This window comes from Lentzea sp. NPDC058450 (assembly GCF_042721395.1).
Classification (GTDB): domain Bacteria; phylum Actinomycetota; class Actinomycetes; order Mycobacteriales; family Pseudonocardiaceae; genus Lentzea.
The window spans coordinates 126,454-140,789 of record NZ_JBHXLO010000002.1; the positions used below are offsets into that span (position 1 = coordinate 126,454).

Sequence of the window (14,336 nt, forward strand, 5' to 3'; positions counted from 1 at the left end):
TTCGGCGGCGTGTGACAGGGCCTGCCAGTACCCCGCACGGCCGGGCGAACCGTCCTACGCTGGAGAGGTGAACACCGAACTCCGCGAGTTCCTCCGCTCCCGCCGGGCCAGGGTCACGCCCGAGGAGGCGGGGCTGCCCGCGTTGCCGGGCACGCGCCGGGTTCCCGGTCTGCGCAGGGAAGAGGTCGCGCAGCTCGCGGGCGTGAGCGTGGACTACTACGTGCGGCTGGAGCGCGGCCGGGATGTGAACGTCTCCGAGTCCGTTTTGGACGCGTTGGCACGGGCGTTGCGGTTGAACGAGGTTGAGCGCGCTCATCTGTACACAGTGGCCAAACCGACCCGCAAGGCCCGTGCACTGCCACCGCAACGGGTCCGGTCCGGCCTGATCAGGGCGTTGGACTCGATGGCCGACATCCCCGCCATGCTGCTCGGCCGCCGTTCGGACGTGCTCGCGACCAACGCCCTGGCGAAGGCGCTGTACCTGGACTTCGGGGGCGAGCCGAACGACCGCAACGCGGTCCGGTTCATGTTCCTGAACCCGGCGGCCCGCGACCTCTACGCCGACTGGGAGGCCAACGCCCGGCTCGCCGTCGCGCACCTGCACATGTACGCGGGACGCCACCCGCACGACCCGAAGCTGGCCACGCTTGTCGGCGAGCTGTCGGTGCGGGACCAGGACTTCCGCCGCTGGTGGGCCGACAACGACGTGCACCTGCACGCGCACGGCACGAAGACCCTGCACCACCCGGTGGTCGGCGAGATCACCGTCGCCTACGAGTCGCTGACGGTGGACGGCGACCCGGAGATGTCCATCGCGCTGCACACGGTGGAGCCGGGATCGCCGTCCGAGCAGAACCTGCGCCTGCTGGCCAGCTGGAACCTAACCGAGCAGCGCAGCGACGTCGCGCACTAGCGCGTGCCGCCAGCCCACCCGGTCGTGTCCGGCGGGGGAGCGGTGCGCGCTCACGGCCGCACCCGCCCGTACGGCCAGCTCTTCGACGGCCTCGCAGTGCCGGTGCATCCGCGGCTCGTGCTCGCCGACGTCGAACGCGACCCTCAGCCCGGACAGGTCCGGCAGGGTGCTGAGCCGCTGGGCGATGTCCCCGCCGGCCGGTCCGTCCAGCGACAGGCCGTGCTGGGGCAGGTTCCGCGCCCACCAGAACGACCCCGACTGGCACGCCACCCTCGTGACGAGGTCGGGGAAGTCCAGGGCGGCCCGGAACGCGCTGAGCCCGCCCAGGCTCTGTCCCGCGACCACGAACTTCTCCAGGTCGACGGTCACGCCGTTCTCCGCGAGCAACGGCAGCAGCTCGTCGCGGATCGCCTGCCACAACTCGGGGGAGTTGTACTCGGCGTCGCGATCCCGGGGCGTGGGCAGGAAGACGAGCGTCGCGGCGGGCATCTCGCCGTTCTTCACGGCCGACTCGAACGCGGCGACGGCCGGGTGCACGTACATCCAGTCGTCGCCGTCGAGCAGCAGCACGACCGGCTCACCGCCCTGGTGCACGCGCACCGTCTTGCGCCCCAACGAGCCGTTCCACCGGATGCGCAGCGACGGCACGTCCAGCACCTCGTCCGGCCCGACGATCGGCCAGTGCGGCTGCGGTGCCAGGTCCGGGGTCGTGAAGATCGACCGGTTGGGCCCGGCGGCCTCGGGGTTGCCCGGGTCGGCGTGCTCCTCGCCGTCGGCGTCCACGAAGTAGTAGGTGACGCGCAGCCGTTCGGGCAGCTCGACCTCGGCCGCCCAGACGTCCCCTGAACGCGTCAGCTCGACCGGCTCCAGCACGTCCTCGAAGCGGAGCGTGGCCGGCGCGTGCCACTCGAACCGGGTCATCGGGCCACCGCCAGCTGGTAGGAGGAGTCGCGGCCGAGCAGTTCGCGGTGCGTGCCGACGGACGTCACCGCGCCGTCGTCCAGCACGATCACCCGGTCGGCCACGTCGAGCAGCGCCGGGCTGCTGGTGATCACGATCGTCGTCCGGCCGTTCCGCAGCTCGACGAGGTTGCGGGCGATGAGCTGCTCGGTCACCGCGTCCACGGCCGTAGTCGGGTCGTGCAGCACCAGGATCTCGGGGTTCGCCGCCAGCGCGCGGGCGAGCGAGAGCCGTTGCCGTTGCCCGCCGGACAGGTTCGCGCCCCGGTCGCGCACGGCGTAGTCGAGGCCGTCGGAGTGCAGGGCCACCACGTCGGTCAGCATCGCGGCGGCCACGGCCTCCTCGACCAACGTGCTGGTGCCGGACGGATCGACGTTCTGCCGCAACGTGCCCGCGAACACCTCGTGGTGCGACGGGTTGACCAGCAGGTGGGTGCGCACGCCCTCGATGCTCAGCGCCGCGACCTCCTGCTTGCCCACCCGCACCACGCCGTCGTACGAGGCCGGTGGCACGTCGACGGACAACACCGACGCCAGCTCGGCGGCGGCCTGCGGCTGGTAGGCGGCGATCGCCACGAACTCACCCGGCCGCACCGCGAAAGTCAGGTCCCGCAACGTTCCGTGCGTGACGCCGTCGACCTCGAGGCCGCTGTCCGGGGCGGGTTCCTCCGTGCCGGGCGTCATCCGCGGGGGTGCGGCGAGGATCAACGCCATCCGGTCGGCCGACGCCCGCGCGATCATCACGTACTTGGGCATCTCGGAGAACAGCTTCAGCGGTTCGATCAGGAACTGCGCCAGGCCGACGACCATGACGAGCTGGCCGATGGTGATCTCGCCCTGGAACGTCAGCACGCCCGCCCAGAGCGTGACCGCGGCCGCCAGCAACGAGTTGAGCGCCAGCCCGAGGCCCGCGTAGACGCCGTTGACCCGCGCCACCACGATCGACTGCTTCTTCGCCTCGGTGCTCACCCGCCGGTACGCCTGGAACGCCGCGTAGCTGCCGCCGAACCCGTGCAGCGGCCGCAGCCCAGCGATCAGGTCGGACACCTTCGCGCCGGCGCGGGCGACCTTCGCCTGCTGCACCTGGGTGCTCGCGCCGATCCGCCGGGACATCACGCTCAGCACGGTGAGGATCGCGGCCGTGCCGGCGAACACCAGCACGCCCAGCGGCACGCTGATCACCGCGAGCACCACACCGGTGATCACCACCGACACCAGCGAGCTGACCAGCAGCGGCACCACCTCGATGATGTCCGCGGTCTGGTCGGCGTCCTCGGTGGCGATGGTGAGGACCTCGCCGGACTTGAGGTCGACCTCACGCGCCACCGGCTGCAGGCCGCGGTCCGCGACGGCGACGCGCCACCGGTGCGCCTCGGTCGTGTTCGCCTTCTGCAGGATGCGCATGCCGAACCGCCACGAGTACGACACCGTCGCCATGACGAGCCCGAGCGCGAGCAGCGCCAGCCCGAGCGAGCTGAGCTGCCCGCCGCGCAGCGCGTACTCGACGATCACGCCGAGCAGGATCGGGACGGCGGTCTCGGCGGCCTGGTAGGACCCCATCAGCAGGGTCCCGCCGGCCATGGCCGCGCGGTTGCGGCGCAGGGCGATCCTGAGGATCTCCTTGCCGGTGCGGACTTCAGTGTTCGTCAACGTGGCGCGCAATCGCTTCGGGGGTGGAGAGGGACATCAGGTCGCGGATCGAGACGACCGGGCCGTACTCGCGGCGGAGCAGTCCGATGAGCCGCACCGCGAGCATCGAGTGCCCGCCCAGTTCGGTGAAGCCGCTCGTCATGCCCACCTCGTCGTCGTCGAGATCGAGCGCCTCCGCGAACAGTTCGCGGACGACGGTCTCGGTCTCGGTCAGCTCGCGGTCCTCGACCTTGGTCATCAGCGTGCCGAGCGGACGCGCCTCGGGCAAGGCCGAGGTGTCCGCCTTGCCGTTGACCGTGAGCGGGATCGCGTCGACTGCCGCGTAGTGCGTGGGGCGCAGGTAGTCCGGCATGCCGGCGCCGACCTCGGCCGCGATCGCCGGGATGTCGGCCTCGGGTTCGAGCACCAGGTACGCGGCGAGCCGGTACGCGCCGTCGACCTGCGGGTCCGGCTGGGCGACGGCGGCGACGAACCTGACCTGGTCGTGGGCGGCGAACCGCGCCTCGACCTCGCCGAGCTCGACGCGGTGGCCGCGGATCTTGACCTGCTTGTCGGTGCGGCCGAGGTAGAGCAGGTTGCCGTCTTCCCGTCGGATGACCAGGTCACCCGTGCGGTACATCCGTTCGCCCGCGACCCACGGACAGGCGACGAACCGTTCCGCGGACTGCCCGGGCTGCCCGAGGTAGCCGCGCGCGATGCCGACCCCCGACACGTACAGCTCGCCGGGGACGCCGTCCGGCACGTGCCGCAGCCACGCGTCGAGCACGTAGACGTCGGTGTTGTCGATCGCGACGCCGACCACCGGGTCGACGCAGTCGAACGTGCCGACGCCCAGCGTGTTGATCGTGTACTCGGTCGGGCCGTAGAGGTTGTACCCGATCGTGCCGGGGGTGTCGGCGAGCTGCTGCCACAGCGTCGGCGTGACCGCCTCACCGCCGAGCAGCACCAGCGCGGGCCTGTGGTGCTCGGCTCCGAGCAGGCCCTCCGCGACGAGCTGCTGCGCGTAGGTCGGCGTCACGTTGATGACGTCGATCTCGTGTTCGAGGCAGTACCCGACGAGGCCGGTCGCGTCCCGGCGGAGTTCCTCGTCGCAGATGTGCACCTCGTGGCCGTCGGCGAGCCAGAGCAGCTCCTCCCACGACATGTCGAAGGCGAACGACACGGTGTGCGCGATGCGGAACGTCCGGTGCCCGTGCTCGGCCAGCACCGGCTCGAAGATCCGCCGCTGGTGGTTGACGAGCATGTTGGTCAGGCCGGCGTACTCGGTGACGACGCCCTTGGGCTTGCCGGTGCTGCCGGAGGTGTAGATCGTGTAGGCGGCGTGCTTGAGCCTGTCGGGGTTGTTGGCTTCGAAGGTGATGTGTGGTTCGGCGTCGGGCCACGGCTCGTCGAGCTTGAGCGTGTCGCCGCTGATGCGCCCGGCGACGGCGGTGGTCGTGATGATCAGCTTCGGTTGCGCGTCGTCGATGATCGCGGCGATGCGCTCGTCCGGGTGGTCCAGCTCCAGCGGCACGTAGGCGGCGCCGCAGCGCAGGATGCCGAACAGCGCCACGACCCAGTCCAGCGACCTCGGCACCGCGATGGCGACCGAGGTCTCCGTGCCGATGCCGTTGTTCTTGAGGACTCCGGCGAGGTGACGGCTGCGGTCCCTCAGTTCCGCGAACGTCATCGTCTTGCCGTGGGCGACGAGCGCGGTCCTGTCGGGGCTGCGGTCCGCCGCCTGGTCGAACAGGTCGACGACGGTGAGGTTGCCGAAGTCGTTGGCGGGGTTGAGCTCCGGCTCCGGCCCGGTGCCCTTGATCGCGCCGAGTTCGTCGTTCCCGGTGAGGTCGTTGAGGATCCGGACGTACTCGTCGAACAGTTTCTGCGCGCGTGCGGGTGCGGTGACCTCAGGCCGGTACTCGAGCTTGACCGTGAGCTGCCTGCCCGGCGTGACGACCCAGGTGAACGGGTAGTGCGTCGAGTCCTCCGACTCGTGCTCGACGATGCCGTTCCTGGCGTTCAGCTCGTCGAACGTGCTGTCGTCCAGGAAGTTCTGCAGCACGAACAGGTTGTCGAACAGTTGGTCGTGCCCGCTGGCCCGCTGGATCTCGCCGAGCCCGACGTGCTCGTGCTCCATGGCGTCGACGCGCGCCTTCTGCACGGTGTTCAGGAACGTGCCGGTGTCGTCCTGCGGCCTGGCCGAGATCCGCATCGGCACGGTGTTGAGCAGCACGCCGACGATGCCCTCGGTGCCTTCTTCCTCCCTGCCGGAGACGGTGACGCCGAAGACCGCGTCCCCGCGTCCCGTCTCGCTGCCGAGCACCAGCCCGAGCGCGCCGGTGACCACGGAGTTGAGCGTGACCCCGTGCTCGCCGGCCGTCTTGCGGATATGGTTCGAGTCCTCCTCGGACAGCGTGTGGACGATCTTCGTCGGCAACGTGTCCGAAGTGGACCCGTCGCTCAGCAGCGTCGGCCCCGGCAGATCGCTGAGGTACCCGGCCCAGAACTGTTCCGCGGCCTGCTGGTCCTTGCCCGCCAGCTGCCGGCAGTAGTTCTCGAAGCTCGGTGCGGTGGTGTTCGTGATGGGCTCGCCGTTGAGGAGCGCCTGGTAGGCCTCGAACAGGTCGCGCAGCACGATCTCGCGCGACCAGCCGTCCCACAGCAGCAGGTGGTAGCTGAACAGCAGCGCGTCCTTGCCGTCCGGGAGTTTGAGGACGGTGAGGCGGACGAGCGGTGGCCGTTCGAGGTCGAAGCCCGTCGCGCGGTCCTCGGTCCGGAGGGCGTCGACGGCGTCCTGGTTGAGCACGTCGACCGTGCGCACCACTACCTCGCCGCGCTGGTTCAGGACCTGGACCGGCGTGCCGTCCTCGTCCGCGAAGCCCGCCCCGACCACCGGATGCCGGGCGATGACGTGCTCCATCGCCTTGCCGAGCTTCTCCGCGTCCAGCCTGCGGTCGAACGCGAAGTAGCTCTGCGCCACGTAATGCCCGGCGGCACTGAGCGCCTGGAAGTACAGCCCGCGCTGCAACGGCGACAACGGCGCCGTCCTGATCGCCGTCGTCGAGGCGTCCGCGATGCGTTCGAGGGCCAGCAACCACCGCGCCGCCACCTCGTCCGACACGTCCTCGCTGAGCGCGAACGTGGCCTTGAGACCGGTGGTGTCGACCCAGCAGTTGACCTCGACCGCGTACGGACTCGGCTGCGCCCCCATGTCGAGGTGCACCGCCTTCGTCTCCGTGCCGCGCCCGAGGTAGTTGAACAACACCTGCGGCCGCGGCAGCGCGGCGAGGACGGGCGCCGTCTGCGGGTTGAGGTACCGGAGCTGCCCGTACTGCACGTGACGTTCTTCGTCCGGCTGGTTGTTGGTGAGCTCGCGCGCGGCTGCGATGGGGTCCGTGTGCGGGGCGAGCTTCACCGGCGCGATGGACGTGAACCAACCAACGGTGCGCGTGTAGTCGTGGCGGTTGTGGACCGGCACACGGCCGTGGCGCTCCATCTCGATCACCAAGTCCGTAGGCGCCGCCTGGATCTCGGTGAGGGCGGTGCGGAGCGCGCCCGCCAGCAGCTCGGTGAGGCCGAGGTTGAGCGCCTGGGGCGCGGCGTGCACGACCCGGTCGGTGATCTCGGCCGACAGCGTGACGGTGACCTCGCGCTGGTCGCCGACCTGCGGGGTGAGCGACGGGGTGTCGAGCACCTCGATCCAGTCGCGCAGGCCGGTGGTGGTCTGGGCCTGGAGGGTGAGGGCGCTGGTGTAGGTGCCGAACGAGGTGGTGGCCGGGGCGAGGTCTTCGCTTCGGAGGGCGGCTTCGACGTCGTCGAGGAGGATCAGCCAGGAGACGGCGTCGACGGCCAGGTGGTGGACGACGATGACCAGGGTCTGGGTGGGTTCGACCCAGGTGAAGGCGGCCATGACGCCGGCCTCGGGGTCGAGACGGCGAACGGCCTCGTCGGCGACCGCCTCAAGATCGTCAGAACTGTCAGACCTGCTTGAGACGATTGGAGTGGGGACCCGATCCCCCCAGGGGGCCTGCGAGTCCGTATCGATTCCGAAGGACCACACCCCGTCTGTGACGGTGAGCCGCATGCGGAGGGCCGCGTGCGCCTTCACCACGGCCGAAGCTGCCCGCTGGGCATCCGCCAAGCTGGCGCAAGCCACCTGCCGGGCCTGCGCGAACAGCCGCAGTTCCCCACCCAGCTCCCGCTGCCGCAGCACGATCGGCGTCGGCACCACCGGCAGATCGGCAACGTCCGCGACCACCGGCGCGACAGGCGAAGCGACCGCGAACTGGGCGGCCAGCGCCCGAGGTGTCTTGTGCAGGAACAGGTCGCGCGGCGCGATCCGCACCCCGGCCGCACGGGCCCGGTTCACCACGCCGATCGCGATGATGCTGTCGCCACCGGCGACGAAGAAGTCCGTGTCGGCGTCCACGGAGACACCCGGCAGCACGTCGGCGAAGATCGCGACCAGTGAGGAGACCGCGGAAGCGTCCGCGACGGCCGGCGCCTCGTCGGCGACGAGGGCCTGCTCTTCCAGAGCGCGACGGTCCAGCTTGCCGTTGACCGTCAGAGGCAACGAGGCCAGCGAAAGCACGCGGGCCGGCACCATGTGCGCGGGCAGCGAAACCCCCAGCGCCGCGGCCAGGTCGACCGACGGTGTGCCGACGACGTGTGCCACCAGGTGGTCCGACGTCGAGGCGACCGTCACGGCCACGTCCACGACGCCGGGGAGCGCGCGGACCGCCGACTCCACCTCGCCCAGCTCGATCCGGAACCCCTTGAGCTGCACCTGGTCGTCGGCGCGCCCCACGAACTCCAGCGAGCCGTCCAAAGTGCGCCGTGCCAGGTCGCCCGAGTTGTACATCAGCGAGCCATCAGCGGCGAAAGGGTCCGCCACGAAGCGTGACGCCGTCAGACCCGGCCGGTTGTGGTAGCCGAGGGAGAGTTGAGCGCCGGCGACGTAGATGGCGCCCACCTGGCCGGGAGCGACCGGCTTCAACCCGGAGTCCAGCAGGTACGTGCGCAGGCCCGGGATCGGGCCGCCGATCGGGGAGACGTCGCGGCCCGACGCGAAGTCCGCGTCGTCGAGCACGCGGTGCGTCACATGGACCGTGGTCTCGGTGATGCCGTACATGTTCACGAGCTCGGGCCGCGCAGCCCCGTACCGTGAGACCCACGACTGCATGCGCGAGAGTTCCAGGGCCTCGCCGCCGAAGATCACGCGGCGCAGCGCGGGCAACGGCTCACCCACACGATCTGCCTCGATGAACTGGTAGAAGGCAGAAGGAGTCTGGTTCAGCACGGTGACGCCGCGCGAGCGCACCAGGGCGTGGAAGTCGACCGGTGACCGGGTCAGGCCGTGGTCAGGAACCAGCAGCTCGCCGCCGAAGACGAGCGCTCCCCACAGCTCCCAGACGGCGAAGTCGAACGAGTAGGAGTGGAACTGCGTCCACACGTCGGACGGGCCGAAGTCCATGTCCGGCTGGGTGTTCGCCAACAGGGACACGACGCTGGAGTGCGGGACGACGACGCCCTTGGGCTTGCCGGTGGAGCCGGACGTGTAGATCACGTACGCCGGGTTGCGCCAGTCGAAGGAAGGCAGCCGGGCCTCGCCGGACACCTCCTCGCCGTACACGAGAACCCGCGCGGAGACACCCGCGTCCTCCAGCAGACGTTCGAACCGGGTCCGGTGTTCGCGTTCGACGAGGACGACCTGCGGTGCGGAGTCGGCGAGCACGTACCGCAGGCGCTCGTCCGGGTACGCGAGGTCCAGCGGCACGTAGGCCGCACCGGCCGACACGGCGCCGACCAAGGCGACGACCTGCTGAAGGGAACGGCCGATCGCGACCGCCACCCGGTCACGAGGCGAGACACCGGCGTTGACGAGGGTGCGGGCCAGGCGGTTCTTGGCGTCGGCCAGCATGCCGTAGGACAGGCCCTCGGCGCTGCCGTCGAGGTGGCACATCGTCACGGCGCGGGCGGACGGGTCGCGCGACGCGGCGGCGTCGAACAGCTCCGCCAAGGTCTGCGGCGCGACCTCGACGGCAGGACGCGAGACATCCAGCGACACCGCCGGAACGTTCTCCAGGCGCAGCAACGAGTTCAGCGTGTCGGAGAACGCGCCGACGATCGCCCGGGCGACCTCGGACCGCACCACGGTCGTGTCGTGGATCAGGTTGAAGCGCAACGCGCCGTCCAGCGCGCGCTCGACCACCAGCGTCAACGGGTAGTGCGACGCGCCCTCGTTCACCACGGAGGTGATCTGGAACGGGCCCTCCAGCGCCGTCAGATCGGTGGCCACGTCGAACACCACCAGAGTGTCGAACGCCGCCCCGTGCTGGGCCTGGCGCCCGATGCGGGTCAGCGACACGTGCTGGTGCGGCAGCACCGCGGTCTGATGTGAACGCACCGCATCGAGCAACGACCGCGCGGAGGACTCAGCGGACCAGCCCACCCGCACCGGGATCGTGTTGATGAACAGGCCGACCATCTCGTCGATGCCCGGCACGTCCGCATCACGGCCGGAGACGGTCGAGCCGAACACCACGTCCTGGCTGCCCAGCAACGACCCCAGCGTCACGCCCCACGCGCTGTGCACGGCCACGCTCAACGACACCCTGGCCGACCGCAGGGCCGCGTCCAGGTCCGGAGACGCGTCGATGATCATGTCCGCGAACAGCTCGGACGGCTCGTGCCCCTCCGCCACGAACGACGGACCGGGCAGTCCGGCCAGCTCAGCCGCCCACACGCGGTCGCTCTCCGCCGCGTTAGCGTTAACAAGCCAGCGGACGTACGAGGAGTAGCTCCCGCGCGGGTGCACGGAGCCGGGCGTGGCGTACTCGGCCATCAACGCGCGCAGCATCGGCGGCACCGACCAGCCGTCCGCGATGATGTGGTGCACGGTCTGCACCAGAACGAACCGCTGCGGTGCGACGCGGATCAGCGTGTAGCGCATCAGCGGGCCGCGAGCGAGGTCGAACCCGGCGACGCGGTCGCGCTCGGCGTACTCCTGGATCTCCTCGTCGGTCATGCCCTGACCGTCCACAGTGGAGAACGCGGGGCGCACCCCGGACTCCAGCACCGAGACGACCCGGCCGTCGTCCAGCCCGACGAACCGGGCCGCGAGGTTCGGGAACAGCTCAAGCACCCGTGTGGCGGCCGCCTCCAACGCCCGCGCGTCCACCGGCCCGGTCAGCGTCAGCAGCTGCTGCTCGACGTACCGGTGCGCCGACGAGTCGTCGAACACCGAGTGGAAGTACAGCCCCTCCTGCAACGGCGTCAGCGGCAGGATCTCCCGCAACGCCAACGAATCCAGCGAGTCCACATCGGACTGTGAAAGCGGCACGAGGTCGAAGTCGCTGGGGGAGTGGCCGCCGGACGTCAGCGCGGCCAGCCCTTCCAACGCCTCCACGAAGTACGACCCGACAACGGACACATCGGCGTCGGAGAACACCCCGGACGGCCACGAGATCACCGTGACCAGCTCGACCCCGCCGTCGGCACCGGGCTCGGCCGAGGCGTTGAACTCCAGCGCCCGGGGCAGCCGCATCGCCGGGTCGCGCTTCTCGCCGAGCTGACCGGCGTTCTCCGCGAGCTGCCAGTCGCCGGAGGCGCCGCCGGCGAACCGCCCGAGGTAGTTGAACAGCACCTGCGGCCGCGACGCGTCGAACCGCGCGTCCCCCAGGTACCTCAACGCGCCGTACGACACACCGTTGCTGGGCACCTGGGCGAGGTCTTCCTTCACCCGCTTCAGCGCGGAGCTGAGATCGTCCGGAGAACCGGGATCGACCACCACCGGGAACAACGTCGTGAACCAGCCGACCGTGCGCGACAGGTCGGGGTCGAGCGGCACGAACCGGCCCTCCCGGCCGTGTCCCTCCAGCTCGATGTGCGCGAACGTCTGGTCCTGGCCGAGGTCGCGCCGCCACCGGGCCAGCGCGACCGCGAGCCCGGTCAGCAGCACGTCGTTGACCTTCGCGTGGAACAACGCGGGCACGTCGCCCAGCAACGCGGCGGTGGCCGCCGACCCCACTGTGAACGTGCGCATCTGTTCGCCCGCAACGACATCGGCATCAGAGAGCGCACGACGACCCAGCGGCTGATCGACCCCGGGCAGGGCACGCGAGTAGTAGTCCCGGTCGCCGGAGAAGGAGGCCTGCTCCAGCAGCTGGGTCCACCGCCGGAACGACGTGCCCACGGGACGCAGCTCCACGGCGGCACCGGACGACACCTGTTGCCAGGCCAGCGCCAGGTCGTCGAACAGGATGCGCCACGACACGCCGTCGATCACCACGTGGTGGATCACGAGCACCAGCTGCCGGGCGGCCGGGCGCCACACCGCGCGCAGCATGATCCCGGCGTCCGGGTTCAGCCCCTCGGTCGCGGCGGCGACGCACGACTCCAGGTCGGCGTCGCTCTCCTCCCACAACGCGGGCCCGTCCACCGGGATGTCGAACGACCAGGCCGAACCCCGCACGAGCCGCGCGCGCAACATGTCGTGCCGCGCGACGACCGCGTCCAGGATCTGCGACAGAGCATCAGCGGTAAGGGAAGCAGGCGTGTTGAGCACCACCGACTGCACGAACCCGTCCACGGCGTCCGTGGTCTCCCCGAGCCACTGCACGATCGGCAGCCCGGCCACCGGCCCGGTCGGCACGTCGTCGTGGTCGACCGCGGCACCCTCACGGGAAGCGACCGCGGCCAGCGCCCGCGGGGTGCGGTTCACGAAGATCTGGGTGGCGGTGACGAACACGCCCTCCGCCCGCAACGCCGACAGCAGCGAGATCGCCAGGATGCTGTCGCCGCCGAGCTCGAAGAAGTCCTGGTCCGCGCCGACCTGCTCGACCCGCAGCACCGACGCCACGGCCGCGCAGATCACCGCCTCGTCGTCGGTCTCCGCCGCCGTCACCGGCCCGGTCTCCACGACGGGCTCCGGCAGCGCGCGCCGGTCGAGCTTTCCGTTGGCGGTCAACGGGAACTCGCTCATCACGACGATGTGCGCGGGAACCATGTACTCGACGAGGTTCGCGACAGCCCACTGCTTCACGAGATCCGACGTCAGCGACGCGTCCGACGGGACCACGTACCCGACGAGGTAGTTGCCGCCCGCCGAGTTCTTCCGCACCACGACACAGGTGTGCCGCACCTGCGGGTGCTCGGCGAGCGCGACCTCGACGTCCTCCAGTTCGAGGCGCATGCCGCGGATCTTGACCTGGTTGTCGACCCGGCCGAGGAAGTCGAGGGAGCCGTCCGGCGCGAACCGCGCCAGGTCACCGGTCCGGTACAGGCGTGAGCCGTCAGCGGCGAACGGGTTCGCGACGAACCGCGACGCCGTCAGCCCGGGAGCGTTCACATAGCCGCGCCCCAGCAGGAACCCGCCGATGTACAGCTCACCGCCGACCCCGACCGGGCACGGTCGCAGCTCGTCGTCCAGCACGTACAGGTCGGTGTTCGGGTTGGCCTTGCCGATCGACGTCGACAGCCGCTCCGCCTCACCGCGGTAGATCACGTGCGAGACGCCGATCGTGGCCTCGGCCGGCCCGTACCCGTGGTACATCGGGATGTCGAGCTGCGTGCGGAACCGCTCGTACAGCTCGGGGGTGAGCACCTCGCCGCCGCACCACACGTGCCGCAGGCTCGCCAGCTCGCCGTCGCCCGCGATGTTCAGCAGGACGTCCAGCATCGACGACACCAGGTACACGAACGTCACGCGGTGCCGGGCGATCGTCTGCAGAAGGTGGTGCGGGTCGCGCTCGCCACCGGACCGCACGACGACGGTCCGCCCGCCGCACACCAGCGGCAGGAAGATCTCGTTGATCGAGATGTCGAACGACAGCGGCGCCTTGAACAGCGACGCGTCGGAGTGTCCGAAGTGGAGGATCTGGTGCACCTGCCACAGCAGGCGCTCGCTGATCGCCTCGTGCCGGATCATCGCGCCCTTGGGGCGGCCGGTCGAACCGGACGTGAACATCACGTACGCGAGCTGCGCGCCCTGCACCGCGACATCAGTGGGCTCGCCCGAGTACGACGAGAAACCCCAGTCTCCCAAATCGACCGCGACGGCCGTGGGCTCATCGGCCGCACCCGCGCCGAGAAGTAAGACGACCTGCGCGTCGGTGATCACCGACTCACGACGGGAAGCCGGCCACTGCGGGTCCAGCGGCACGAACGCGCCACCGGCCTGCAACACGGCCAGCAGACCGACCACCATCTCGGCGGACCGGTCCAGGGAGATGCCGACGACCTGCTCGGTCTCGAGCCCCAGCGACAGCAGGTGCCGCGCGAGCTGGTTGGAGCGGGCCAGCACCTCGCCGTAGGTGAACGCGCGGTCCCCGTCGTTGATCGCGACGGCGTCCGGGCGTTCGAAGGCCTGGGTGCGGAACAGGGAGACGATGCTCGGCCGTTCGCGCGGGAACTCGTTGTCGTTCCAGCGCACGAGATCCGCGAGCCGTTCGTCCAGCGTCTGAGACGTCAACGAACCGAGCGCGCGGTTCGGGAACTCGGCGAGGTCGTCCAGCACCCGCTGGGCCTCGGCCAGGTCGACCCCGTTCGGCACGGGCACGGCCCAGCCGCCGGGACGTTCGAGCACGTCCCACGCCTGACCCTTGTCGGCCCACACGAGCAGGTCGCTGAACAACGACGCGGGCGTGAGTTCGAAGCCTTCGACCACCAGTCCGGGGTTCGCCCAGAACGACAGCGCTACGCCACTCGCCACGGCGATGGTCCGCTGCGGGTACTCACCGGCACGGCGCCGGATGGAGGCGATCCGGGCGGTCGAAAGAAGTACGTCACGGTCGGCCATCTGTTCCATCGACGACTCAGCCATCCCTTCACGA

General features: G+C 70.3%; 4 protein-coding genes. 1 reads left to right on the forward strand and 3 read right to left on the reverse strand.

Translation table 11 applies throughout. The features are described 5' to 3' along the window. The first annotated feature begins 67 nt into the window (after positions 1–67). Entirely contained in the window at positions 68–913 is an 846-nt protein-coding gene (locus ACFWNN_RS04860) for a helix-turn-helix transcriptional regulator (RefSeq protein WP_382438524.1), read from the forward strand. Here the strand turns inward: ACFWNN_RS04860 and ACFWNN_RS04865 are convergent. From ACFWNN_RS04865 to ACFWNN_RS04875, 3 genes are read right to left on the reverse strand one after another with little or no spacing between them, the layout of a single operon-like run. After that, positions 881–1,834 carry an alpha/beta hydrolase-fold protein gene (locus ACFWNN_RS04865; protein WP_382438525.1) on the reverse strand — a complete coding sequence of 318 codons (954 nt, stop codon included), beginning with the start codon at positions 1,832–1,834 and terminating at the stop codon, positions 881–883. The two genes, ACFWNN_RS04860 and ACFWNN_RS04865, sit on opposite strands and share 33 nt — an antisense overlap. Beyond that, complete coding sequence (locus ACFWNN_RS04870) at positions 1,831–3,522, reverse strand: ABC transporter ATP-binding protein (RefSeq protein WP_382438526.1); 1,692 nt, start codon at positions 3,520–3,522, stop codon at positions 1,831–1,833. Before ACFWNN_RS04870 ends, ACFWNN_RS04865 begins: the two co-directional genes overlap by 4 nt. Next, complete coding sequence (locus tag ACFWNN_RS04875) at positions 3,509–14,326, reverse strand: amino acid adenylation domain-containing protein (RefSeq protein ID WP_382438527.1); 10,818 nt, start codon at positions 14,324–14,326, stop codon at positions 3,509–3,511. Before ACFWNN_RS04875 ends, ACFWNN_RS04870 begins: the two co-directional genes overlap by 14 nt. Positions 14,327–14,336: the final 10 nt, after the last annotated feature.

Bases quoted from the DNA above. Each gene is read 5' to 3' on its own strand.
- ACFWNN_RS04865 (WP_382438525.1), bottom strand. From the start codon at position 1,834: ATGACCCGGTTCGAGTGGCACGCGCCGGCCACGCTCCGCTTCGAGGAC.
- ACFWNN_RS04875 (WP_382438527.1), bottom strand. From the start codon at position 14,326: ATGGCTGAGTCGTCGATGGAACAGATGGCCGACCGTGACGTACTTCTT.